The 22,750-nt window shown below is 64.1% G+C and carries 24 protein-coding genes and 2 pseudogenes; 11 read left to right on the plus strand and 15 right to left on the minus strand.

Annotated elements, in window-relative coordinates; all coding sequences use genetic code 11:
• Entirely contained in the window at nucleotides 1–426 is a 426-nt protein-coding gene (locus EPN80_RS01995) for a sulfide dehydrogenase (protein WP_293023047.1), read from the plus strand.
• Nucleotides 427–526: 100 nt separating this feature from the next.
• Here EPN80_RS01995 and EPN80_RS02000 read toward each other — a convergent pair whose 3' ends face one another.
• The 4 genes from EPN80_RS02000 to EPN80_RS02015 form a co-directional block, all read right to left on the minus strand.
• The gene (locus EPN80_RS02000; RefSeq protein ID WP_293023050.1) at nucleotides 527–1,840 is read right to left on the minus strand and encodes an MFS transporter; all 1,314 of its coding nucleotides are present in this window, start codon (nucleotides 1,838–1,840) and stop codon (nucleotides 527–529) included.
• A 104-nt stretch (nucleotides 1,841–1,944) separates the two neighbouring features.
• Nucleotides 1,945–3,363, minus strand: coding sequence for a pyruvate kinase (pyk, locus tag EPN80_RS02005; RefSeq protein WP_293023052.1), 1,419 nt, complete (start codon nucleotides 3,361–3,363; stop codon nucleotides 1,945–1,947).
• 19 nt (nucleotides 3,364–3,382) lie between these two features.
• Complete coding sequence (locus EPN80_RS02010; RefSeq protein ID WP_293023055.1) at nucleotides 3,383–4,660, minus strand: glycerate kinase; 1,278 nt, start codon at nucleotides 4,658–4,660, stop codon at nucleotides 3,383–3,385.
• Between the two features lie 194 nt (nucleotides 4,661–4,854).
• Entirely contained in the window at nucleotides 4,855–5,937 is a 1,083-nt protein-coding gene (locus EPN80_RS02015) for a tartrate dehydrogenase (protein WP_293023057.1), read from the minus strand.
• A gap of 112 nt (nucleotides 5,938–6,049) precedes the next feature.
• Between EPN80_RS02015 and EPN80_RS02020 the strand changes: the two genes are divergently transcribed.
• A complete protein-coding gene (locus tag EPN80_RS02020; protein ID WP_293023060.1) occupies nucleotides 6,050–6,979 on the plus strand; it encodes a LysR family transcriptional regulator in 930 nt (309 codons plus the stop codon).
• 218 nt (nucleotides 6,980–7,197) lie between these two features.
• Here EPN80_RS02020 and EPN80_RS02025 read toward each other — a convergent pair whose 3' ends face one another.
• On the minus strand, nucleotides 7,198–8,082 hold the full coding sequence (locus EPN80_RS02025) for a LysR family transcriptional regulator (protein ID WP_293023063.1): 885 nt from the start codon (nucleotides 8,080–8,082) through the stop codon (nucleotides 7,198–7,200).
• 126 nt (nucleotides 8,083–8,208) lie between these two features.
• On the opposite strand from EPN80_RS02025, the gene argC reads away from it, so the two are divergent.
• Nucleotides 8,209–9,138, plus strand: a complete 930-nt coding sequence (argC, locus tag EPN80_RS02030; RefSeq protein WP_293023065.1) for an N-acetyl-gamma-glutamyl-phosphate reductase — start codon at nucleotides 8,209–8,211, stop codon at nucleotides 9,136–9,138.
• A 79-nt stretch (nucleotides 9,139–9,217) separates the two neighbouring features.
• Here the strand turns inward: argC and EPN80_RS02035 are convergent, their stop codons facing one another.
• Nucleotides 9,218–9,601, minus strand: a complete 384-nt coding sequence (locus tag EPN80_RS02035) for a cupin domain-containing protein (RefSeq protein WP_293023068.1) — start codon at nucleotides 9,599–9,601, stop codon at nucleotides 9,218–9,220.
• Nucleotides 9,602–9,777: 176 nt separating this feature from the next.
• Here EPN80_RS02035 and EPN80_RS02040 point away from each other — a divergent pair, with 176 nt between their 5' ends.
• Nucleotides 9,778–10,671 carry a LysR substrate-binding domain-containing protein gene (locus tag EPN80_RS02040; protein WP_293023071.1) on the plus strand — a complete coding sequence of 298 codons (894 nt, stop codon included), beginning with the start codon at nucleotides 9,778–9,780 and terminating at the stop codon, nucleotides 10,669–10,671.
• 112 nt (nucleotides 10,672–10,783) lie between these two features.
• On the opposite strand, the gene EPN80_RS02045 is transcribed toward EPN80_RS02040, so the two are convergent.
• Nucleotides 10,784–11,113, minus strand: a complete 330-nt coding sequence (locus EPN80_RS02045) for a hypothetical protein (protein ID WP_293023073.1) — start codon at nucleotides 11,111–11,113, stop codon at nucleotides 10,784–10,786.
• 69 nt (nucleotides 11,114–11,182) lie between these two features.
• Here EPN80_RS02045 and EPN80_RS02050 point away from each other — a divergent pair, with 69 nt between their 5' ends.
• Together EPN80_RS02050 and EPN80_RS02055 are read left to right on the plus strand one after the other, a co-directional pair.
• The gene (locus EPN80_RS02050) at nucleotides 11,183–11,764 is read left to right on the plus strand and encodes a TetR/AcrR family transcriptional regulator (protein WP_293023076.1); all 582 of its coding nucleotides are present in this window, start codon (nucleotides 11,183–11,185) and stop codon (nucleotides 11,762–11,764) included.
• An 18-nt stretch (nucleotides 11,765–11,782) separates the two neighbouring features.
• Nucleotides 11,783–11,965: pseudogene (locus EPN80_RS02055) on the plus strand (DUF6566 family protein); the annotation flags it as partial.
• 77 nt (nucleotides 11,966–12,042) lie between these two features.
• Here the strand turns inward: EPN80_RS02055 and EPN80_RS02060 are convergent.
• Nucleotides 12,043–13,008, minus strand: a complete 966-nt coding sequence (locus tag EPN80_RS02060; protein ID WP_293023080.1) for a DMT family transporter — start codon at nucleotides 13,006–13,008, stop codon at nucleotides 12,043–12,045.
• Nucleotides 13,009–13,093: 85 nt separating this feature from the next.
• On the opposite strand from EPN80_RS02060, the gene EPN80_RS02065 reads away from it, so the two are divergent.
• Nucleotides 13,094–13,963, plus strand: coding sequence for a LysR family transcriptional regulator (locus EPN80_RS02065; protein ID WP_293023082.1), 870 nt, complete (start codon nucleotides 13,094–13,096; stop codon nucleotides 13,961–13,963).
• Between the two features lie 181 nt (nucleotides 13,964–14,144).
• Here EPN80_RS02065 and EPN80_RS02070 read toward each other — a convergent pair whose 3' ends face one another.
• Complete coding sequence (locus EPN80_RS02070) at nucleotides 14,145–14,684, minus strand: hypothetical protein (protein WP_293023085.1); 540 nt, start codon at nucleotides 14,682–14,684, stop codon at nucleotides 14,145–14,147.
• A gap of 128 nt (nucleotides 14,685–14,812) precedes the next feature.
• On the opposite strand from EPN80_RS02070, the pseudogene EPN80_RS02075 reads away from it, so the two are divergent.
• Nucleotides 14,813–14,976, plus strand: a pseudogene (locus EPN80_RS02075) (LysE family translocator); the annotation flags it as partial.
• A 212-nt stretch (nucleotides 14,977–15,188) separates the two neighbouring features.
• Here EPN80_RS02075 and EPN80_RS02080 read toward each other — a convergent pair.
• From EPN80_RS02080 to EPN80_RS02090, 3 genes are all read right to left on the minus strand, one after another.
• Entirely contained in the window at nucleotides 15,189–15,863 is a 675-nt protein-coding gene (locus tag EPN80_RS02080) for an isoprenylcysteine carboxylmethyltransferase family protein (RefSeq protein ID WP_293023088.1), read from the minus strand.
• A gap of 141 nt (nucleotides 15,864–16,004) precedes the next feature.
• Nucleotides 16,005–16,397, minus strand: a complete 393-nt coding sequence (locus EPN80_RS02085) for a cupin domain-containing protein (protein WP_293023091.1) — start codon at nucleotides 16,395–16,397, stop codon at nucleotides 16,005–16,007.
• 298 nt (nucleotides 16,398–16,695) lie between these two features.
• Nucleotides 16,696–17,604 (minus strand): LysR family transcriptional regulator, encoded by a 909-nt coding sequence (locus EPN80_RS02090; RefSeq protein WP_293023093.1) that lies wholly within the window; start codon nucleotides 17,602–17,604, stop codon nucleotides 16,696–16,698.
• 119 nt (nucleotides 17,605–17,723) lie between these two features.
• Between EPN80_RS02090 and EPN80_RS02095 the strand changes: the two genes are divergently transcribed.
• The 3 genes from EPN80_RS02095 to EPN80_RS02105 all read left to right on the plus strand — a co-directional run bounded on the left by EPN80_RS02095 (nucleotide 17,724) and on the right by EPN80_RS02105 (nucleotide 19,843).
• On the plus strand, nucleotides 17,724–18,113 hold the full coding sequence (locus EPN80_RS02095; RefSeq protein ID WP_293023095.1) for a hypothetical protein: 390 nt from the start codon (nucleotides 17,724–17,726) through the stop codon (nucleotides 18,111–18,113).
• Nucleotides 18,114–18,194: 81 nt separating this feature from the next.
• Nucleotides 18,195–19,205 (plus strand): NAD(P)-dependent alcohol dehydrogenase, encoded by a 1,011-nt coding sequence (locus tag EPN80_RS02100; RefSeq protein ID WP_293023098.1) that lies wholly within the window; start codon nucleotides 18,195–18,197, stop codon nucleotides 19,203–19,205.
• A gap of 236 nt (nucleotides 19,206–19,441) precedes the next feature.
• On the plus strand, nucleotides 19,442–19,843 hold the full coding sequence (locus EPN80_RS02105) for a hypothetical protein (RefSeq protein ID WP_293023101.1): 402 nt from the start codon (nucleotides 19,442–19,444) through the stop codon (nucleotides 19,841–19,843).
• A gap of 112 nt (nucleotides 19,844–19,955) precedes the next feature.
• Here EPN80_RS02105 and EPN80_RS02110 read toward each other — a convergent pair whose 3' ends face one another.
• From EPN80_RS02110 to EPN80_RS02120, 3 genes are all read right to left on the minus strand, one after another.
• Entirely contained in the window at nucleotides 19,956–20,639 is a 684-nt protein-coding gene (locus EPN80_RS02110; RefSeq protein WP_293023103.1) for a type 1 glutamine amidotransferase domain-containing protein, read from the minus strand.
• 101 nt (nucleotides 20,640–20,740) lie between these two features.
• A complete protein-coding gene (locus EPN80_RS02115) occupies nucleotides 20,741–21,898 on the minus strand; it encodes an iron-containing alcohol dehydrogenase (protein WP_293023106.1) in 1,158 nt (385 codons plus the stop codon).
• 103 nt (nucleotides 21,899–22,001) lie between these two features.
• A complete protein-coding gene (locus EPN80_RS02120) occupies nucleotides 22,002–22,604 on the minus strand; it encodes a TetR/AcrR family transcriptional regulator (RefSeq protein ID WP_293023109.1) in 603 nt (200 codons plus the stop codon).
• Nucleotides 22,605–22,750 lie beyond the last annotated feature (146 nt).

Here is a 22,750-nt window from a genome sequence, read left to right on the forward strand (position 1 = left end):
ATGAACATCCGCATACCCAGTTGCCTCGGCGCGATCGGCCTGGCGCTGCTGAGCGCCGGCTTCCCGGCGCAGGCGCAAACCCGCCCCGGACTGGAATCGGCCGGCGTATATGCCGACGGCACGCTCGGCATGGCGCAGCAGCCGGCACGTGGCGCGGCGCAAAGCGGCAGTGTGTTTCGCGTTGGCCAGTGGCCCACCTACACCGCCGAGCTCGCCCCTGGAAAAGGACGCGATCTCGTGCTGGCGCACTGCATGATGTGCCATTCGGTAACCTACGTCACCATGCAACCGCCTCTGAGCGCCGCGACCTGGAGCGCCGAGGTGCACAAGATGATCACCGCGCTGGGCGCGCCTATCAACCAAGCCGATGCGCAGGAGATCATCGCGTACCTGCAGGCCCATTACACGCCAGAGACGCGCAAGTAAACGTTGCGCAGCCAAAGGCGGGCGCCTGGGTCAGGCAATGAGGGCCAGCCCCGCGCCCGATGTTCGGGGCCAGGTCTTCCCTCCCTGAAATTCGGCGGTCTCAGCGCTCCTTGTGTCCAGCCGCGCCCAGCGCGACCGGAGCGCTTGACCTGCGCGCCAACACCAGCGTCAAAATCGCCGAGATCGCGAGTGTCGCAGCCACCACATACAGCCCCGCCGTGTAGCCGCCGGTCCTTCCCTTGAGCCAGCCGATCACCGCCGGCCCGACAAAGCCACCGAGGTTGCCAATCGAGTTGATTGAAGCAATACCGGCTGCCGCACCCGCGCCGGACAGAAACATGCTGGGCATCGCCCACAGCGGAGCTTTGGCGGCGCTGATACCCCCGTTGACCACGATCAGCGCCAGCACAATCGTAATGGCCGTACCGGCCTGGCCGGCAAGCACGAAACCAAGGCACGCCAATACGCAAGGAATAACCACGTGCCAGGTCCGCTCCCCGGTGCGGTCGGAGTGCCGTGCCCAGAGAATCATCGCGACGATCGCGGCGACACTGGGAATCACATTGATCAAGCCGGTATGCAGCGCGTCGAAGCCGTAGTGGTGGATCATTAGCGGTGCCCATAGGCCGAGCGTGTATAGCCCGGCAGAGGTGCCAAAGTAGATCAGCGCCAGAGCCAGCACCCGGAGGTCGCGCAGCGCGCTCATGGCGCTGGCGGTGTGGCCGGCATGCGCCTGACGCAGATCCGCTTCCTCTTTCATTTTGGCGATCAGCCAGTCCCGCTCGTCCGCTTCAAGCCAAGTCGCTTGCGCCGGCGTGTCGACCATGCGCTTTAGCACTACGAAACCAAGGAGGACGGCCGGCACGGCCTCGAGAATGTAGAGCAGTTGCCAATCGGCAAGCCCGAACATAGGCGGCAACTGCATGATGGCGCCGGAGATCGGCGAGCCAATGGCAGTCGACAATGGCACCGCGGCCATGAACCATGCAGCGGCTGCCGCCCGTTGCCTGATCGGAAACCACAGGCTCAGATAAAGAATGATCCCTGGGAAGAAGCCTGCCTCGGCTGCACCCAGCAGAAAGCGAAGTACATAGAAGCTCGTGGGGCCGGCGGTCAACGCAGAGGCGGCCGATACCAGCCCCCAGGTGATCATTACCCTGGCGATCCAGATGCGCGCGCCGACACGATGCAAAATCAGATTGGACGGTACTTCAAACAGAAAATAGCCAACGAAGAACAGACCGCCACCCAGGCCGAACGCAGCGGGGGAAAGGCCAATTTCCTTGTTCATCGACAGCGCGGCGAAGCCCACGTTGACCCGGTCGAGAAAGCTGACGAAGTAAAGCAGCATGACGAACGGGATGATGCGCCACATGAGTTTCCGGGATACCCGGGATTCAATATCTGAGTACACTTGTCTCCTCCATTGGGGTGGTGTGTTGCTCTGTTGGAATAGTCGTGCGTTGCAAATCAAGCAGCGCCTGCGGATCGCGACGCGGCTCGAACTTCATCGGCGCCTCACTCGATTGTGGCGATACGGAGCAAATTGGTCGTGCCGGGCGTGCCGAACGGCATACCGGCTGAAATCGCGATGGTTTGGCCTGGCCGCCCAAATCCTTCATTACGCACGGTCTGGCATGCGAGATCGCTGATATCGAGCAGATCGACCACTTCCCGGCAGAGCACCGGATGCACGCCCCAGACCAGCGCCAGACGACGAGCGACCGCCACCTGAGGAGTCATGCCGATAATCGGCGCGCCCGGCCGCTCGCGGGCCATGCGCAACGCTGAATAACCGGAACTCGTGTAAGCCACGGTCGCCGACGCGTTCAGCAGGTTCGTAACGTGGCGCATCGCAAATCCGACGGCATCGGCGATCTCGGCACGCGGCTGCGAAGGTGAACTTGCCAATGCCTCCCGGTACCACGGGTCGCACTCCGTGCGCGCGATGATCTGGTCCATCATGTGCACCGCCTGGACCGGATATTTGCCGCTGGCCGATTCGGCAGACAACATCACGGCATCGGCGCCGTCATAGATCGCGGTGGCCACGTCCGAGGCCTCGGCACGTGTCGGAACCGGTGCCGAGACCATCGACTCAAGCATCTGGGTCGCGACGATCACCGGCTTTCCGGCGCTGCGGCAGGCGCGCACGATCCGCTTCTGAATCGCCGGCACCCGCTCGGCGGGCATCTCCACGCCAAGATCGCCGCGTGCGACCATGATCGCGTCGGCCGCCTCGACAATCGCGTCCAACCCGTCGATGGCCGCCGGCTTCTCCAGCTTGGCCAGGATGGCGGCACGGTTGCCCACGATCTCGCGCGCTTCGAAAATATCTTCGACCCGCTGTACGAACGAAAGCGCGACCCAGTCGATGCCGAGTGAAAGACCGAATTCGAGATCGCGGCGGTCCTTCCCGGTCATCGCCGACAATGGCAACACCACGTCGGGTACATTGACCCCCTTGCGTTCGGAAAGCGTCCCGCCGACCATCACGGTAGTCTGCGCAAACCCGCCACCACAGCGCTCTACCTTGAGCTGAATTCGGCCGTCGTCCAGCAGCAGCATCGCGCCTGGGCGCAGTGCCGCGAAAATCTCCGGATGCGGCAACGCCACCCGATGCGCGTCGCCAGCCACGTGCGCGTCGAGATCCAGCCGAAACGGCATGCCCTTCTCCAGCACCACCGGCCCGGTTGCAAACGTGCCGATGCGCAGCTTGGGCCCCTGCAGGTCCAGCAGTACGCCGATCGGCCGGGCTGCGTCGCGCTCCACCGCCCGGATAATCTCGTGGCGTTGCCGGTGATCTTCATGGGTGCCGTGGCTGAAGTTCAGGCGAAACACGTCGGCGCCGGCGCGGTAAAGCGCCTCGATGATTTCTCGGCTCGTGCTCGACGGTCCCAGAGTGGCGACGATTTTTGCGTTGCGTGTACGGCCCATGCGAATCCTCTCCTTGCCCTCAGGGAAAACGGCGATCGATATAGATCGCCCGAAAGTCGTTTACATTGGTCAGCGTCGGCCCGGTCACGAGAGAGTCGCCCAGCGCCTGAAAAAAGCCGTGCCCATCGTTGTCTGCAAGACGCTCGCGCGGCGAGATGCCCAGATCGCGGGCGCGTTGCAGCGTGTCGGGTCTGAGCAAGGCGCCGGCGATATCTTCTTGCCCGTCAACGCCATCCGTATCGCCGGCAAGCGCGAACACGCCTGGGGTTCCATTGAGCGCCACGCCCAGCGACAGGAGGAACTCGACGTTGCGGCCGCCCCGCCCCTGACCCTTGACGCTGACTGTCGTCTCGCCACCCGAGAGCAGCACGCATGGTGCGTCGAATGGTTGAGCGCGCAGAGCCACTTGCCGTGCCACACCGGCCATCACGATGCCCGCCTCGCGAGCCTCGCCCTCGATCGCGTCGCCCAGAATATGGGCGTCGATACCCGCTGCTCGCGCGCAGCAAGCGGCTGCTTCGAGAGCCATCTGAGGCGTTGCGATGAAACGCGTTTCGATACGCGACATGCGCGCATCGCCCGGTTTAAGCGTTTCGCGCCCGCCCCGCTCGAGCAAGTCGAGTATCGTCGGCGGCACTGGCACGTCATGGCGACGCAGCACGGCCAGCGCATCGGAGCAGGTGGTGGGGTCAGGCACGGTCGGGCCCGACGCGACATCGGTTGCTGCATCGGCCGGGACATCGGAGATGATCAGATTCAGCACACGCGCGGGATAACATGCGGCAGCAAGCCGCCCCCCTTTGATCGCCGATAGGTGGCGCCGCACGCAGTTCATCTCCGAAATCGTTGCCCCGCTCACGAGCAATGCGCGATTTATCTCCTGCTTGAGCGGGAGCGTCAGCCCATCGGCAGGCAGCGGCAGCAGCGCCGAGCCGCCGCCTGAAATCAGGCAGATCACCAAGTCGTCTTCGGTGAGCCCGGCCACCATCGACATCACGCGCTGCGCCGCGCGCAAGCCGTTTTCATCAGGTACGGGATGGGCCGCTTCGACGATTTCGATGCGTTCGCACGGCACGCGATATCCGTAGCGCGTAACGACGAGGCCGCTCAGTTCTCCCGGCCAGCGACTCTCGACCGCCCGCGCCATCGCAGCCGATGCCTTGCCCGCACCGATCACAACGGTTCTGCCGCGCGGCGGCGCCGGAAGAAAAGCCGGTATCCGCAGTGCGGGCTGCGCGACATCGATCGCAGCTTCGAACATTCGCTTGAGCAGGCGCTCGGCATGATGCCCATCCATGTCAGCCCCGGCCCCGGGTGATGCGCGAGTCTGGCATTGTGTTTGCGGCGCGCATGAGATCTCCTGTTGGTCGTTATCGCCCGGACGAACGACACTCGCTGCGCGTGGCGCAGCCTGGCGGTGGCATTCGTTTGAACCGGCGTGGTGCGCCCGCCGGGGCGCGATGCGCGACTGGCCCGGCGGTTGCCGGCCGCTTAGGCGGCAACGGCTTCCCTTTCCACCAGTTGGCAAATCGCGACGGTAACTTGCTCGGTTGTCGCGGTACCGCCGAGATCGCCCGTGTGCAGGGCCGGATTGGCGGTCACGGTTTCAATCGCCCCCATCAGCCGCGCCGCCGTTTCGGCCTCGCCCAAGTGTTCGAGCAACATCACGATCGACCAGAAGGTGCCGATCGGATTGGCCAGCCCCTTGCCCATGATGTCGAACGCCGATCCGTGGATCGGCTCGAACATCGATGGGTAACGCCCCTCGGGATCGAGGTTGCCGGTCGGTGCGATGCCAAGGCTGCCGGCAAGCGCGGCGGCCAGATCGCTCAGCACGTCGGCGTGCAAATTGGTAGCGACGATCGTGTCGAGCGAGGCCGGGCGATTTACCATGCGCGCGGTGGCCGCGTCGACCAGTTCCTTGTCCCACTTGACGTCGGGAAATTCCAACGAAATCTGCCTCGCGATTTCGTCCCACATCACCATCGCATGGCGCTGTGCATTGCTTTTGGTGATGACGGTGAGTAGCTTGCGTGGCCGCGATTGAGCCAGGCGAAACGCGAAGCGCATGATGCGCTCGACGCCGGCGCGGGTGAGCACCGACACGTCCGTGGCGACCTCGAGCGGGTGACCCTGATGCACGCGTCCGCCGACGCCGGCATACTCGCCTTCGGAGTTCTCGCGCACGATCACCCAGTTCAGATCTTCCGGCTTGCAGCGTTTGAGCGGCGCATCGATACCGGGCAGGATGCGGGTGGGCCGCACGTTCGCATACTGGTCGAACCCCTGGCAAATCTTCAGGCGCAGGCCCCAAAGCGTGATGTGATCGGGCACGTGCGGGTCGCCGGCCGAACCGAACAATATCGCGTCCTTGTCGCGTAGCGCATCGAGGCCGTCGGCAGGCATCATCACCCCATGCGCGCGATAGTGGTCGGCGCCCCAGTCGAAATCCTCGAACCCGAAGACGAACCGCCGCGTGGTGCGCGCCAGCGCTTCAAGCACTTGCTTGCCCGCAGGAATCACCTCCTTGCCGATGCCGTCACCAGGAATCGTTGCAATGCGATACGTCTTCATGTCTCCGTCCTTGAAAGTGGATAACGCGATGTGACAGCACTTTACCCAACCCCAGTTTCAAAAACCCGGCGTAGAATCAAAGCATCATTAACTTTAATTCACAAATAAGGCGATGACCGACTCTGTCCAAGCTGCCGATCTGGGCTTCTTTTCCACGCTGGCCGCGTCAGCCAGCCTCAGCGCCGCCGCCCGTGAAATGGGGCTGACACCAGCGGCCGTCAGCAAACGACTCACGCAAATGGAACAACGGGCCGGCGTGCCATTGATCAATCGCACGACACGTCGCATGATGCTCACGCCGGAAGGCGAGGTCTATCTGGAGCACGCGCGTCGTATCCTCGACGAGCTCGACGCTCTCGGCGAATTGCTTGGGGGTTCGAAGAAGCACCCGACCGGGTTATTGCGCGTCAACGCGACGCTGGGCTTTGGACGCAGCCACATCGCACCCGCCATCTCGAAATTCGTCGTGCAATACCCCCAGGTCGCTGTGCAGTTGCAACTCTCGGTCACGCCGCCGCCACTGACCGACGACACCTTCGATGTCTGCATCCGCTTCGGCGAGCCGCCCGACAGCCGTATCATTGCCCGACGGCTCGCACCCAACCGGCGGCTGCTTTGCGCGACGCCCGCCTACCTTGCGCGGCGCGGCGTGCCCGCCACACCGCGCGATCTGGTCAGGCACAACTGCATCGGCATTCGCCAGGGCGATGAGGCGTATGGCATCTGGCGGCTCACCAGCGAGCGCGGTGCCGCACGCAAGGTCGAAGCTATCCGCATTAACGGCAACCTGACCACTAACGACGGCGAAATCGCCGTCAAATGGGCCCTTGACGGACACGGCATACTGATGCGCGCCGAGTGGGACATCCATGAATATCTTGCAGACGGACGTCTTGTCGTCGTGTTGCCCGACTATGAAACACCGGCAGCGGACATTTACGCGGTCTATGCGCAGCGTCACCAGCTATCGACGCGCATTCGGGCGTTTGTGGATTTCCTGGCGGGAGAATTGGGAAAGTCTCGGGAGGTTTCGACAGTGTAGTAACTGTGCCGGCACCGCGATAATGAGAGACACGGTATTGAGCATCGAAGCATGCAATTCAACACCTCCGATACCAGACTGGTCAGCTTGCCGGTCCCGGCGAGCCGGCGCGTCCCGATGTGATCGGAGCAGCGTCTTTCGAGCGTTACGCGCACACTCATCCTGCCGCATCATGGACATGTCCCAAAGGAACTATCGGATGCGGCCGGCGCCGCTTGCTACCCCAGCCGCTGTTTCCACAACACATCAAGCACATGCTGCGTGGAGCGCTCGACGCCTCCGGCACGGTGCGCGATGCCGAGGCAGCGCCATAACGCGGGGCGCAGGGGCCGCATGACGATACGCGGATCGGGCGTGGGCGTGGTCGACTCATGGGGCAGCAGCGCCGCGCCGTAACCGGCCGCGACCAGGCTCTTGATGGCGTCGTTGTAGTTGAGCTGGATGCGCGGCGCGGGATGATGGCCGCCCGCGGCGAACCACTCGGCCGTCAGGCGCGACAGCCGCGTGGTCGCGTCGTTCAGGATCAGCGGCCGGGCAGCAAGCCACGCCGGCGTGACGCGCGCCGGCGAGCCCCAGTGTGCCGGCACGAACGCCATCACTGGGTCGCGCCGCCACGGTTTGATGACGAGCCCCGCCACCGGGGGCTGCGGCAGCGCGACCAGGCCGACGTCGAGCGTGCCCTCGGACAGCCGCGTGAGCGTCTCATGCGACGTGAGCACCGCGACCTGCACGTCGATCGCCGGATGATGCTGGCGCAGCACCTCGAGCGCTTGCGGCAGCAGGTGCGCGATCGCCCCGGTCGACGCGCCGAGCCTCACCCGCCCCGCGAGTCCCATCACCTGACGTTGGACGTCGTCGATTGCCTGCGCCGCATCGGCAAGCAGCCGGCGCGCGCGCTCGACCAGCGCTTCGCCGATCGCCGTGGGCCGCACCTGCCCGCGCTTTCGTGACAGCAGTCGCGCCCCGATGCGCTCCTCCAGTTCGGCGATATGCAGGCTCACCGTCGGCGGCGCCAGGTGCAAGGCGCGCGCCGCTTCGGCAAAGGAGCCGCCATCGGCGATGGCGACCAGGGTACGCAAGCGGTCAAGGCTGATCTCTCGCATGTCGGAATCCTGATTCAGAAAAACTGAATTTCATCATCATGAAATTCAACTTTTCCTATTCTATAGGTATCCGCAAAATAGGTGCTCGCTCAATCTGTCATGGGCAGTCACCGGAGTCTTTCACGCATGAACCTCCCTCTCGTTTTCATCGACGGCGACCAGGGCACCACCGGGTTGCAAATCCACGAACGGTTGCGCGGGCGCACCGACCTGAAATTGCTCACGCTGCCCGAGGCCGAACGCAAGGACCTGCGGCGGCGCGCCGAAGCGCTCAATGCCTGCGATATCGCCATCCTGTGCCTGCCTGACGCTGCGGCGCGCGAGGCGGTCGACGTCATCGTCAATCCGGCTGTCAGGATCATCGACGCCAGTTCCGCGCACCGCACTCATTCCGACTGGACGTATGGTTTTCCCGAAATGATGCCGGACCAGCCGCAACACATTGCCCGCGCACGCCGGGTGACCAATCCAGGTTGCTACCCGACCGGCGCCATCGGCCTGCTGCGGCCCTTGCTGCTGGCCGGCCTCATCCCTGACCAATACCCGATCAGCATTCACGCGGTGTCGGGCTACTCGGGGGGCGGGCGGGCCGCGGTCGAAGCCCACGAGGGGCCGGACGCCGCCAAGGCGCCGCCGTATCAGATCTACGGCCTGGGGCTTGCGCACAAGCATGTTCCGGAGATTCAGCGGCATGCCGGGCTCGCGCAACGGCCCATTTTTGTGCCGGCCTATGGCGCGTTCCGCCAGGGCATCGTGCTGACCATACCGCTGGCGTTGCGGCAATTGGCGCCCGGGGCGGACGCCCAGGCGCTGCACGCCAGCCTCGCGCGGCACTACGCCGGCGCGCCCCGTGTGCAAGTGATGCCGCCGCAGGCGTCGAATGCCATCACGCACCTGGACCCGTGCGCGCTGAACGGCACCAACGACATGCGCCTGAGCGTGTTTGCCAACCAGGAGCATGGGCATGTGGTGCTCAGCGCGGTGTTCGACAATCTCGGCAAAGGCGCATCCGGGGCCGCCGTGCAAAACCTGGACCTGATGCTTGGGCGGCAATAAAAGTCATCGAGCCGGGCTGGCGGGCGTACTGCCACGGCCGCCCGTCACCATCCGCATGCGGCCGGAGAGCGCAGCGCGCTCAGCCCAACTGCTCCTCGATCGAGCGGGTCTGCGGCGACTGGATGTTGCCCGTATGCTTGGTTTGCACAGGCTCGATCAGCACGACCCAGCATTCATTTTCGGCAACCGGATGATGCAGCGTGCCGCGCGGCACCACGTGCATCGAACCGGCCGGCAAATCGATGGCACGCCCGTTTTCATATTCGATCGTCAGATGCCCGCGCACGATGTAGAACAATTCGTCCTCGTGCTCATGGTCGTGCCACACAAGCTCCCCGCGCACTTTTGCGATTTTTACGTACTGATCGTTGACCTGCGCAACGACTTTGGGCGACCAATAGTCCGAGACATCGGCGAACGCCGCCTCGAGGTCGAAAGACTCGGCAAACGGATGAGAGGCCATGCATATCTCCAGCTCGAAAGGCAAAGGGCGGCGGGCGCCACGACGGCCGACGTCGAAGCCGCGCAAGCGGCGCCATCGACGCACCTTCGCAAGGGGGAGATCGCATTGTACGGAGCACCGATATATCGCAAAAGACAATAATTTTTATGAGACGCATTACGCGGCATAATGTGCCGATGAACCGAAATCTCGATCTCGATCTGATTCGCACGTTCGTGGCCGTAGCCGACAGCGGCAGCATGACCGTCGCGGCAAATCTGCTGCATATGACGCAAGGCGCGGTCAGCCAGCAGGTAAAGCGCCTCGAAGAGCTGCTCGGCTGCGAACTGTTCGTGCGCAGGACGCGCAAGCTGGGACTATCGCGCCGGGGCGAGCAGTTTCTCGTCAATGCCCGCAGGCTGCTGCGGCTCAACGATGAAGTCTGGGCCGAAATGACCGGCCAGCCACTGCGCGGCGCGCTGCGCGTGGGCGTGCCTCACGATCTGGTCGCGCAGCTCGCGCCCGCGATGAAGACATTCACCGAGGCGCATCCGCACGTCGATATTTCCCTGGTGTGCGCAACCTCGTCTGAACTGCGCGAAGCCGTCGACGGCGGTCGCCTGGACGTATCGATAGTGGAATGTGTTGCCAGCGAAGCCGACGGCGAAGTGCTTCGCATCGAGCCGCTGGTGTGGGTCAAAGGGCGCGACAGCAGCGCGTGGCAAAGGCGGCCGTTGCCGCTTTCGATGGTAGACGAACGCTGCGTTTTCCGCCCCGTCGTGCTCGATGCGCTGACCGACGCCGGTATCGCCTGGCGTACCGTGTTCGAGAACGGCAACATCGAAGCAACTGCGGCAATCGTGCGCGCGGGTCTCGCGGTCACCACCTGGCTCGGCTCCACCCTGCCCGCCGATGTCGAGCCGATCGCATCCAAGGCAAGCGGCTTGCCCGCGCTGCCGCCATTCGCCATCTGCCTGCGGTTGCCCGCGACGGTCCAGCCCGCAGCGCAGGAATTCGCGCGCTGCGTGCGCGAATCGATATCGAACGACGCCGGCGTGCGCCGCGCACGGGCAGCAGCGAAGACGGCGTAAGCCAGCCCCCTGCCCGGGCGGGGGGTTGGCGTCGCCGCGCCCGAGGGCGAAAGGGGGCCGCCTTTCCCAAGCCTTTTACCGCGAGATAACCGGCCCGGCACATCGCCCAAGTTCAGATAGACCAGTCAACCGGGTAGTTGACGATGGGGTCGAACTCAACCCCGGCTTCTTCCGCGGCTTGCCTGGCATCCATGATCATCTCTCTGAGCCGCCCCATCTGCTGGGCATGCTCGTCCGACTCCCAGACACTGACATGCACCATGGAGCCGGACGGGGAAGCTCCGGCGTAGTAACTGATCAGGCCGGGCAGCTTTTCGATCGCGGGAATCAGATAGCGGCCCGTTGCTTCCGTCATGGCCTGGACCTCCGCGAATCTCGCGGGATTGAATGCACCGCGTGAGACGCGGACGACGGCGTTAGCGGGCATCGGTTTCGCGGACATGAGCAGTTCTCCCGGGGTAATTTCGTTTTGGCATGGTATCGTAACGTATTTCAATCAGGAGTAGCAACCATGCCATCTGCCGACGTGCGCCCAGCGGGAAGACCCAGAGACCCCGGGCTGGACAGGGCGATCCTCGCGGCGGCCGAGCGACAGCTTGGCGAGGCTGGGTATGCCGGCATGTCCCTGGACTCGATCGCGGCAGCCGCCGGCACGACCGTGCCCGCCGTACGGCGCCGATTTCGCAGCAAGGCAGAGATCGTCGTCGCCGTGATCGACTCGCTCCGCATCCAGGGCATTCCTGCCGCTGCGGGCCCGCTACGCGAGCGCGCGCTTGCATTGCTGCGGAATTTCCAGGCCAATCTTTCGCGCCGGAACTCCCTGGCGGTGGTCGGTTCGCTGCTCACGGAGGAGCGCCGCTATCCTGAACTGCTCGACGCTTTTCGCCGCCGGCTGGTGGAACCGCGCCGGGCCGCGCTGCGCCAGATACTCATCGAAGGTATCGACGCCGGAGAACTGCCGCGCAGCGCCGACCCCGAGATACTCGCGAGCATGCTGATCGGCTCGTTCTACGCGCGTTATATCGCCACGTCCGACCTGCCCGACAACTGGCCCGAATCCACGCTGCAGCAGGTTTGGCCCGCGGTACCCTGAGCGTCCACGCAGCCCGCGCGGACCGAGCTTGGCGTGTGGCGGGCGAGGGTCAGCGTGCGCAGTACCGAAGGCGAGATCACGGAGGTTCGCCCCGCAGCAGTTCAGCCCGAATGGCTCACCGAGGCGGAAGCGGTGCGCGACGGCATCGAACGAGGCATGCATTTTATCGAGCGCAAGCTGGCGCCGAACGACGAGCCTTGACTCGGCCACCGCGTGCCCGGCGGGAGCTACGGGACTCAATCCAGACGGAGCCTGATCGCGACCTTTGCGCAGCGTGATCAGGTTCCGCTTACTTCGTTAGGCTCGACGCCAGGGGGCGGCGTTCGCGCCATTGCGCAAGCGCGTTCGGCAAACCAGATGGCGGCCGCCATCAACGCGATGCCTGTCAGTTGCAGGCCGCTCAAACGCTGTCCGAAGTAAATCCAGTCGATAAAGACGCCGACCGCCGGATACACGAACTGAAACAGGGCGATGCGGCCTGTGTTCAGGCGCGCCATGCCAATGTATATCAACGTGTAGGCCAGGCCTGTGTGAATGATACCGAGCCCGGCAAGCCACAGCCACGAGACACCCAACCCGGGCCAACCGTGCTGCATCGGCCAGATCCACACCGTCAGCGTGCCGATCGCGCATTGCCACCAGGCGAGAATACCCGCGGGCAACTCGCGCAGATGTCTGGCGATGATCGTCACGCATGCCATGCAGAAAGCGCCCACCAGGCAATACATCACACCAAGCCAGTAACCTTGCGGGACGTCGCCGCCTGAGGGGTGCTCGACGATTCCGGTCGCCAGTACGAGGCCGACCATCGCCACCGAGACCGCGCCAATGCGGCGCCTGCCGATCGACTCCTTGAGAAACAGGGCGCCCAGGACCAGCACCCACATCGGCTGGAAGTGAAACAGCACGATTGCGACCCCCACCGACATGCGCTCGATGGCGGAGAAGAACAAGCCCCAGCTCAGTACCATCAAGGAGCCTGCGGCCAATACCCACGGTCCGGTCGTTCGCGTCAGCCGCAGCAATCGCGTCTGGCCGCGCAACGTCACCCAGCCGGTCAGGACGATCAGGCCGAATGCGCAGCGAAACCACGTTACCGTCAGCGGATCGGCGTGGGCGTTTTTTACAAAGATGCCGATAGTGCCGAGCAGCACGCAACCCAGAACAAACGGCCACGCGCCGGTCGACCGGCGGGTCGTCACCAAGCAGGAGGCTGAATTGTGGATGTGCTGGTTGGCGTTCATGCACCCAGTGTGTACCGGCGCCCATCGAACGAAAAGCGCATAATTCGAAGATTATTCATTCGAAAATCGAAAGCGGGTGAGAGCCATGAAACAAGGCGATCTGCAAACAGACTGGCTAAAGTGCTTTGTCGCCGTGGTCGATGCCGGTTCGCTCTCGGGCGCCGCGGGTGAAGTGCATCGCTCACAGTCGGCGGTGAGCATGCAGCTCAAGAAGCTGGAAAACGCGCTCGGGCTTCGACTCATCGAGCGCGGCTCGCGCGCGCTTGTCCTCACCCACGATGGCCAGACGCTGCTCGGCTATGCGCGTCGCATTCTCGACTTGCATGCGCAAGCGAAGATTGCGCTGCAAGGCGATCAACTGACCGGACGCGTGCGGCTCGGCGTGCCGGACGACTATGCCGAGAAATATCTGACGCCAGTGCTCAAGCGGTTCGCGCCGCGGCACAGTGGCGTCGAAATCGAGCTGATCTGCGAGCAATCCACCTCGCTCATCCCGCGCGTGGCCAGTGGCGAGTTGGACATCGCGCTGGTGTCGCGCGATCACGCGCGGCGCGGCACCCTGCTGTTTCACGAGCCCATGGTCTGGGTCGGCGCTGCGCAGTTCGAGCTGTGGCGTCGCGATCCGATACCGATCGCCGTCTACGAAAGTGCGAGTCTGGCGCGACGCTGCGCCATTCATTCACTGGCGCAGCAGGGGCGTCGATACAAAGTGGTCTACAACAGCTCCAGTCTTGCCGGGCAAATCGCGGCAGTCCAAAGCGGGTTGGCGGTCGCGGCGCTGACGCAATGCAGCGCGCCCGGGCATCTGCGGATTCTGGGTCGCGACGAAGGTTTGGGCCCGCTCGAACCGATGGAAGTCGCGGCTTACAGAAGCCGCGATTCGCGCGGCTCGAAGGCCGTTGATAGCCTGCATGACCTGCTGGTCAAGACCTTACGCCAGTCAGCGTCAGACTGAAGCTTGTCGCACGCGCTTGCGACCCGCGGATCAAGCACATCGGCGCCAACGTTGGATGTCAAAGGGCACGGCCTGGTCGAAGGCCGATGATGGTTGTGCCTGACAGAACCGGAAACTCGCTTGCCGCAGAACGCGCCGTCAACCGCATGTCGGCCCGGCAGGATTTGTCAGATACGTGGGTTCAACCGGGGTTGGTCCAGTTCAATCTTGCGACGAGCGGCTTGGGGTGTGCCTTGGTTTTCACGTACACGGTGATCCTGTAGCGCCCCGGCCTGCTCATGTCGAAGGCTTCGCTGTAATCAGGCACTCCGCTCGTGACGCGAGGCACCAGTCTTTTCTCCTGCACTTGCCGGTCCGGACCCAGAACATCGGCGCGGACCTCGGCATCGGCAACCTTCGCCCCTGATTTTGTGTCGGTGATGCTTACCACCAAATGATGGTCGGACCCCGTCTTGCCAAGGTTCGGGTGCGAAGTGGACTCTTCCGGGAAGTGTCCGGCCCACCGGGCGATCACGACGCCGATATTAACGTGCAAGCCGTCAATGGTCTGCTGCTGTTGCGCGCGGGCTGCCGGCGTCGCCAAAATCAACGCCGTCAACAGCGCCGCGCCCAGCCCCAAGCGCCGCATCAAAATGTTCATGATTGTGCCCACCCTTTTTTCTTCCGTCTGAATCGGGATGCCATCATTGAATACCCGGGGCGTTTGACCGTGCTTGACCAAAGTCAAACTCCGGCCGGTTTCCCTGCGTTAGCGGATGCGGCAGGACTGCGTCGCCGCTGCGTCTGGCCCTCCGGGCCGCTGGGAAAGTGCAACAGCCAACTCGCAGGCATCCGCTGGCGACCTTGAAATCTCGTCGTGATGGACTGGCCACGGCTCTCGGGATGGGGAGAGGCATTTTTTCGGCGGCGTCGCGCTAGCCGGGCTCTACACGCTTTTACAGGCCGTCGAATGGCTCTACATCGGCCTGAAAATCGCGGGCGGCGCGTACCTGATTTTCGTCGCCTCGAAGATATAGCGCGGCGCTGGCCGCCCGATCACCGGCCCATTACAGCGCTCGGTCTGCGTTTGATTCTTGATGCACCCAAGGTTGGCATCTGAGGCAGGTCATCGAGAGTCGGGACGTCAGGCTCGCGCGCGCCGCTTGCTGGCAACGGCGAGCCACCGGTAGAGCCCGGCGCAGCCATTGGCCAGGTGTTGGCAGGCGCGAGCCAGTGGCGCCTTCGCCTACCAAACGAATGGAATCAGTCGGTAGCGCACTGCCCGCTGGTAGCCCCGGTACCCTTGCAGCGTGTCTGCGAGAAGTCGCTCCTCGTCGCCAATCCGGGCGACAATCGCGGCAGCGAGCGGGGCCACCAACGGGATGGCTACGAGCGAGCCAAGCGCCGGTGGCGTGAACAGGAGCATAAGCAGCGCGCCCGCGTACATTGGGTGGCGGACCCACCGGTAGGGCCCGGTCGCGACCAGCTGCTGGCCGGCCGAGACCGCGATCGTGCCTCTGGTGTAGCGATTCTCCCGGAACACCAGAAACACGATGACAAAACCCATCGCGACCATAAGCTCACACAGGATGCTGGCCAACGGCGGCACGCGGGACCACGAGTAGCGGAAGTCGAGGCCCGCGACCACGTACATCGCAACGAACAGCAGGCCCGCAATCGACTGGATCGACCGCTGCAGTGGCCGCGTCTCGGCGGCCGGACCGGCCTGCAGCCGCCCGGCAAGGAGCGCTCTGTCGTATAGCGCAAGGTAAGCCGTGATGAGGATGGTCGATCCGCCGAAGACCGCGAGATACACCAACGCCAGCGAGAATGCGAAGGATCCGGCGGCCACGAACAACGCCGCGCTAATGATGGACATCAGGAAGGCCAACCCGGCGAAGGCCTGGATCATGAGTCTCATGCAGAATCTCCCTAGCGTGTCGTGCGCCCCGCATTCGGGCCAGGCGGACCGCGGCGGCCAGTGCGCGCTTGAGTAAGCTATAGCGGGCGGCCCCGTGCATGCAATGAGCGCGGGCCCCGGACAGGCGAGCGTGATTCGCGCTCACCTCGGCCGATGCTGCGTACCCATGCCCGCAGTGATGAACACCGCCGTAGCTTCACCGTCGACATCCGCCGTGTGCCACGTCCCTGGCGGATTCACGGCATACTGCCCCGGCCCCAGGATGATGCTCGAGGTCGTTCCATCCGGGTGCTCCTGATGCAGTGTCAGTCGTCCACCGGTACAGAGCACGACCTCGCTGCCATGAGGATGCATCTCCCACGTTGCCCAGGACTCGGCGAACGAGTGCATGCTTACCAGACGCCCCTCGATGCCGTCCTTCGCGTGACGGGCCTCATAAGCCGAGTACCAGTCCATTGAGCCGGTGAACGTGGGCTCCACGGAGGCGGTCGCGCCAAGCCCGAGATGCAGGGGATGTTGGGTTAATTCATACACAAACATCTGGCGCTCTCCATCGGAGGTAGTCGATCCGGACGGCGGAAACAGCGCGCTGGCGTCTCGACATGCCGCCCAAATACTGAATTTTCGAATTCGCCATCCGGCCAGCCAACTCGCTTCGGATGTTGGCAAAGTTAGCACACTCTCCACGGGCTCACCGAACGCAGCGTATCGCGGCAACCCCGGAATACGCCGAGTTGCTCCGGCATGTCGCGCGGCGAAGTCCTCACGGACAGGAATTCTGGCAACTGGAGTCGTTTGGCGTCATCGCCCGGACCATCGTGGCCGTCGCTCGCTATCTGCGCCCTCCCCAGTACGCCGTCGCAATGTCAATGAAGGCCCGCAGTTTCGGCTGCGTCTGGCTTCGAACCGGAAAATAGAGAAACAGGCCGGCTTTGGTCGGCAGGTGCGGCGCAAGCACTTCCTCGAGTGCACCGGATTCGATATCGGCTTTCACGAGGAGATCGACGGTATAGGCAAGACCCAGCCCCAGCCTGGCGAACTCGACCATCCCGAGATGGTCGTTGACGACAATTCCACCGGGCGCATCGAGCGAGTATTCGCCGCCGCGCCGCAGGAATTGCCAGCGATAAATCGTGTGCGCCGATGGAAAACGATAGCGGATGCACTCGTGCTGCATCAAATCCTTCGGCGAGCGTGGGCGGCCGCGCGCCGCGAAATAGGCGGGCGATCCGACGACGGCCCACCGAAAGTCGGGCGTCAGCCGCACAGCAACCATATCGCGCTCGACAAACTCCTCGATGCGAATCCCCGCATCGAACTGCGCGGTGGACAGATCGACCGTGGCGTCGTTGACGTCAATTTCGACCGTCACCTCAGGGTAAAGCCGCCGGAATTCGGGCAGGATGCGCGCGACTATCAATTCCATGGCGATACGCGGCACGGACAGGCGCAGATTGCCGGCCGGACGCTCGCGCAAGGCGTCGAGTGCCCCCAACGCCTCATTGATTTCGACCGCTGCAGGCGCCAGCCGGCTCATCAGTCGGGCTCCTGCCTCGGTCAAGGAAACACTGCGCGTCGTGCGCAGAAACAGTGGCAATCCGATGCGCGTCTCGAGCGAGCGAATGGCCTGGCTGACCGCGGACGGCGTGACGCCCAGCTCGGCCCCGGCCGCGCGGAAACTCGCATGCCTGGCAACCGCCAGAAACTCGGCAAGGCCTGTGAATTCGTTGGTATAGGTCATCGCAGCATTGTTAAGAAAATCTAATTAAACCATGTTCATAATATCAATTTATTTTTCTATCTGGCACTGCCATCATAACTGCCGAGACGGCCATTGCCGCCATTTTGAGGAGAGTTGCCATGATTGATCCGCAGGAACTTGCCAACCGATATGTGGAAGTCTGGAACGAGCGTGACGCCAAGCAGCGGCGACAGCAGATCGCGGCGCTGTGGGTGACCAACGGCACCCATTATGTGGGCACGCGCGAGGCCCGTGGCTACGAGGAACTCGAGCAGCGGATTATCGGGTCGCACGAGAAAAACGTCGCGCAGGCGGGCAACCGCTTCCGGGCGGTCAGGGACGCGTGCGCGCTGCGCGACGTTGTCACTTTCCACTGGGAGATGCTGGCGGGGCACGATGACACGGTCCTGGCCGTCGGGCTTGAATTCCTGGTGCTCGATACCGATGGGCGCATCGTCACCGACTACCAATTCGTGCCCGGCCAGGCGCAGCCGCTGACAAGGGGTTGACCGGCGCCGGCGTGGCGTCGACGTGGGTCCGCGCCGGCAAGTGGCCATATCCGTGACCATCTGAACCGAGGAGAAAAAGCCATGAAAAGCTATCACGCCAGCCTGGGCGCCGGCATCGCTGGAATCAGCGTTCGCGAGCGGCAAAGGCCCGCGCCGGGCCCCGGCGAGGTGCTCATCCGCATCCGCGCCTGTGCCCTCAATGCCCGTGAATTGATGATCCTGCGCGGGTATTACACGCTGCCCGTCAAGCCCGACGTCGTACTTTTGGCCGACGGGGCCGGCGAGATCGTTGACGTCGGCACTGGCGTGGCGCGCCACAAGGTCGGCGACCGCGTCGCCGGCTCGGTGTTTCCGCGTTGGATCGACGGCCGATTCAGCCTGGATGTCGCCGCGCAAATTGGCGGCTCGCTCGATGGGATGCTCGCGGAATTCGTCGTGGCAAGCGAGGATGCGGTGGTGCGCATTCCGGATCACCTGTCGTTCGAGCAGGCGGCGACGCTGCCCTGCGCCGGCGTGACCGCGTGGAACGCGCTGACCGGGCTTCGTCCACCGTCGCCTGGCGACACCGTACTGACGCTCGGATCCGGATCGGTGTCGCTGTTCGCACTCGCGTTCGCCAAAATGCACGGCGCGCGGGTGATCGCCACGACCTCCAGCGACGACAAAGCCGAACGCCTGCGTCGCCTGGGGGCCGACGAAGTCCTCAACTACAGGGCCGTTCCGGAATGGCAAGCGGCGGTCCGCGAATTGACCGGCGGCCGCGGCGTCGATCATGTCATCGAAGTGGGCGGCGGCGGCACGCTTGAGAAGTCACTGAAATCGGTAGCGATCGAAGGCCAGATCGCGATCGTCGGCTGGCTTGCCAACCAGACCACGACAATCGATGTTCGTGCGATCGCCGGCAGCGTAGCCACCATGCGCCGCGTTGCGGTCGGCAGTCGCGCCCAGTTCGAAGCGATGAACCGCGCGATCTCGGCTCACCTCACGGCACCGGTGATCGATCGCGTCTTCGACTTCGCCGACACGCTGTCGGCATTCCGCTATTTCGAGGCAGGCAACACCTTCGGCAAGGTGGTGGTGCGGCTCCCTTGATGGCGCGCTACGCCGTCTGGCTCACTGCCCCGCCTCATCTGCCAGCCGGCTCAGCTCGTGCCTTGGACCCCGCATTCTCAATGCGTCAACTATTTCGGTTTGCTCAGCGATGTCCGCTCGTTTTACACCCCGTTACACACGTCACTCCCCGGTATCACCCGGCGCGCATCGGCGCGGCTAGACTGCATTTCATCGACCCGCCTGATCGTCTGGCGGGCCAGTAACCGGGAGTCGATATGAAAAAAGCAAATTATTTTGTGGCGGCTATGGTGGCCGCGATGGCGGTGCTTGCGATGAATGCGCAGGCGCGCGAGAACATTGGCATGAACAGCGGCATGCAGGCCGGCGTCGCCTCCGGGGCGGATCATATGGGGGCAAGCGCGGGGTCCGATATTCAGGTCAGCCCGAGCCAGCACCCGGACGACCGGCGCGTGGCGCCGCCGCATGAGATGGCGCAGCGGCATGACGTCCGGCGTACGCCGATGACGCGCGATCGCGCGCGTCATCGTGTCTCTGGACAAGAGATACATCGCTCCATCACGCGGCAGCACGCAGTGAAGCGTTCGGTGCGGCGCGATATCAGACGCGACGTGCAGCACGCGGTGCATGACCGCACGCATCACAACCGCACGATGTGAGCTCGCGCAATCAACTTTCCAGACATCAACGGCAGCCGGCGCGGATCGCCACCGGCCGCCGTCGCGAATTGGCATGGCAGCGGCCACGAACGGAGGCCGCGCTTTTTGAGCCTCAGGCGCCGCGCAGTCTGTCGAGCAGCGCCTTGGCCGCCGGCTCCGACGAAGCCGGATTCTGGCCAGTGATCAGCAGGCCGTCGACCACCACGTGCGGCGCCCAGTCGGCCGCTTTCGAATACTCGCCGCCATTGGCCGCGAGCATGTCCTCGACCAGGAACGGCACCACGTCGGTGAGCTCCACCGCCGCTTCCTCGCTGTTGGAAAACCCCGTGACCTTGCGGCTGTTGACCAGCGGCTCGCCGTCTTGCGCCTTGACGTGGCGCAGCACGCCAGGGGCATGGCAGACCGCGGCCACCGGCTTGCCGGCAGCGATCATTTGCTCGATCAGCGCGATCGAGTGCTTGTCTTCGGCGAGATCCCACAACGGGCCATGACCGCCCGGATAGAACACAGCGTCAAAGTCGGTGGCACGTACCTCGGCAAGCTTGCGGGTGTTGGCGAGTTCGGCCTGCGCGGCGGGGTCTGCGGCGAAGCGGCGCGTGGCGTCGGTTTGCGCCGACGGGTCGCTGCTTTTCGGGTCGAGCGGCGGCTGGCCGCCGCGCGGCGAGGCGAGTGTGAGCTCGGCCCCGGCGTCCTTGAGCGCGTAGTACGGCGCTGCGAATTCTTCCAGCCAGAAGCCGGTCTTCTTGCCAGTATTGCCGAGCTGGTCGTGCGAGGTCAGAACGAAGAGAATCTTCATGGGAAAGGCTCCTTGGATAGGGCTCAGGATCAGCGGGCGAGGCACCGGCCGGTTGAGGCCGGCGTCTCGAATGGGGCTTGGCGTGCGGCTCAGGGCACCGCTTAAAGCGCCGCCTCGAGCACGCGGCGGCTGACCTCGAGGGTGACGTCCTGCCGCTCGCCGAGCGCGGTCATGTCGTGGGCTTCCAGCTGCGCGACCAGGTCGTCGAGCGCGGCGGCGTTGATCGCATAGTCTTGCAGGCGGGTTTTCACGTCGAGGCTTTCGAAGAACGCGCGCGTGCGCTCGATGGCCGCGTCGATGCGCGCGTCTTCGCTGCCCTGCGTGATACCCCAGACGCGCTGCGCGTATTGCAGCAGCTTGGCACGCTTGCTGTCGCGGCGCACCTGCAGCATCGGCGGCAGCACGATGGCCAGCGTGCGCGCATGGTCGATGTTATACCTTGCGGTGAGTTCGTGCCCGATCATGTGCGTGGCCCAGTCGTGCGGCACGCCCGCGCCAATCAGCCCGTTGAGCGCGAGTGTGGCGACCCACATCAGGTTGGCGCGCACTTCGTAGTCGTGCGGCTCGGCCAGCGCGCGCGGGCCGATTTCGATCAGCGTTTGCAGCAGCCCCTCGGCGAAACGGTCTTGCGCGAGGCCGCCGGCCGGATACGTCAGATATTGCTCGATGATGTGCGTGAAGGCATCGACCACGCCGTTGGCGATCTGGCGCGGCGGCAGCGTGAAAGTCTTGCGCGGATCGAGAATCGAGAATTGCGGGAAGGTGTGCTGGCTGTGAAACGGCAGCTTGGCGTGTGTGGCGCGCCGGGTGATCACCGCGCCGCTATTCATCTCGGAGCCGGTAGCCGGCAGCGTCAGCACGCTGCCCAGCGGCAGCGCGCGGGTAACGTTCTCGCCGCGCGCCTCCATGATCTGCCACGGCTCGCCGTCGAACAGCGCGGCGGCGGCGACGAACTTGGTGCCGTCGATCACCGAGCCGCCGCCCACGGCCAGCAGAAAATCACGCTGTTCGCGGTGCACCTGCGCGACGGCGCGCATCAGCGTTTCATACGACGGGTTCGGCTCGATCCCGCCGAATTCCGCGAAGTCGTGCCTGGCCAGGGCCGCGCGCACTTCAGCCAGCGTGCCGCTTTTCTCGGCGCTGGCGCCGCCATACAAAACCAGCACGCGCGCGCCGGCCGGCACTAGCTCGGCCAGGCGACCGATGGTGTTTTCGCCAAAGACGATGCGGGTGGGATTGTAGTAATCAAAATTTTGCATAAGACGCGTTTCCTATTAGACCAGTCGTCTCGAAAGACGGCAAAAAAACGGCATGCCAGCGTTTGCGCGAACGCCGCGCCATCGCACGCCTCGGGTGAATACGTCAGGAAGTGGCGGCCAGGCCGAGCATCTGCCGGGTGGCGTCCAAGGCCACGTCGAGCGGCCGGCCGTCGCGCCGGATTTTTTCCAGCAGCGTGGCGCCCAGCCACAGTTCGTACAGCGTCGCCGCCGTGGCATACGGCTCGATGCCGGCATCGAGCGAGCCGTCGCCCTGCCCGGCCTCGATGCAGCGCGCCAGACGCTCGACGATTTGCGCGGTGCCGCGCTCGAGCGCCGCGCGCATGGCTTCCGACAGGTCGCACACTTCGGCGCCGAGTTTTACCACCAGGCATTTGCGATCGGGGGCGCCGCCCGACTGCATGGCATGCCAATCAGCCCAGTAGCGCATCAAACGCTGCGCGCCCGTGCCGGCATCGCGCATCAGCAGTTGATCGACATGGTCGAGGTAATCGGTGAAATAGGCGTTGAGCAACGCTTCGCCGAACGCTTCCTTGGAGCCGAAGTAGTGGTAGAACGAACCCTTCGGAATTCCCGCGGTGGCGAGAATTTCGTTCAGGCCGACACCGGTGAAGCCCTTGCGCAGCATGATGGGCTTGGCGGTATCGAGAATGTGTTGCCGCATTTCGGCGGCGCTGGTGGCGTTCATGGGGGCTTATGATAACCAAAAATTAGACCAGTCGTCTAGTAAACCCCTGCCGGCCGCTGTTGCAACGATTCGACACACACGTCATTGCGATCGCCCGAGCGCGCCGGCTTGTGGGAGAATCAGCGCAATACAGCCCGCAACACCGG

Source organism: Pandoraea sp. (assembly GCF_004297875.1).
In the GTDB taxonomy this organism is placed as follows: Bacteria; Pseudomonadota; Gammaproteobacteria; order Burkholderiales; family Burkholderiaceae; genus Pandoraea.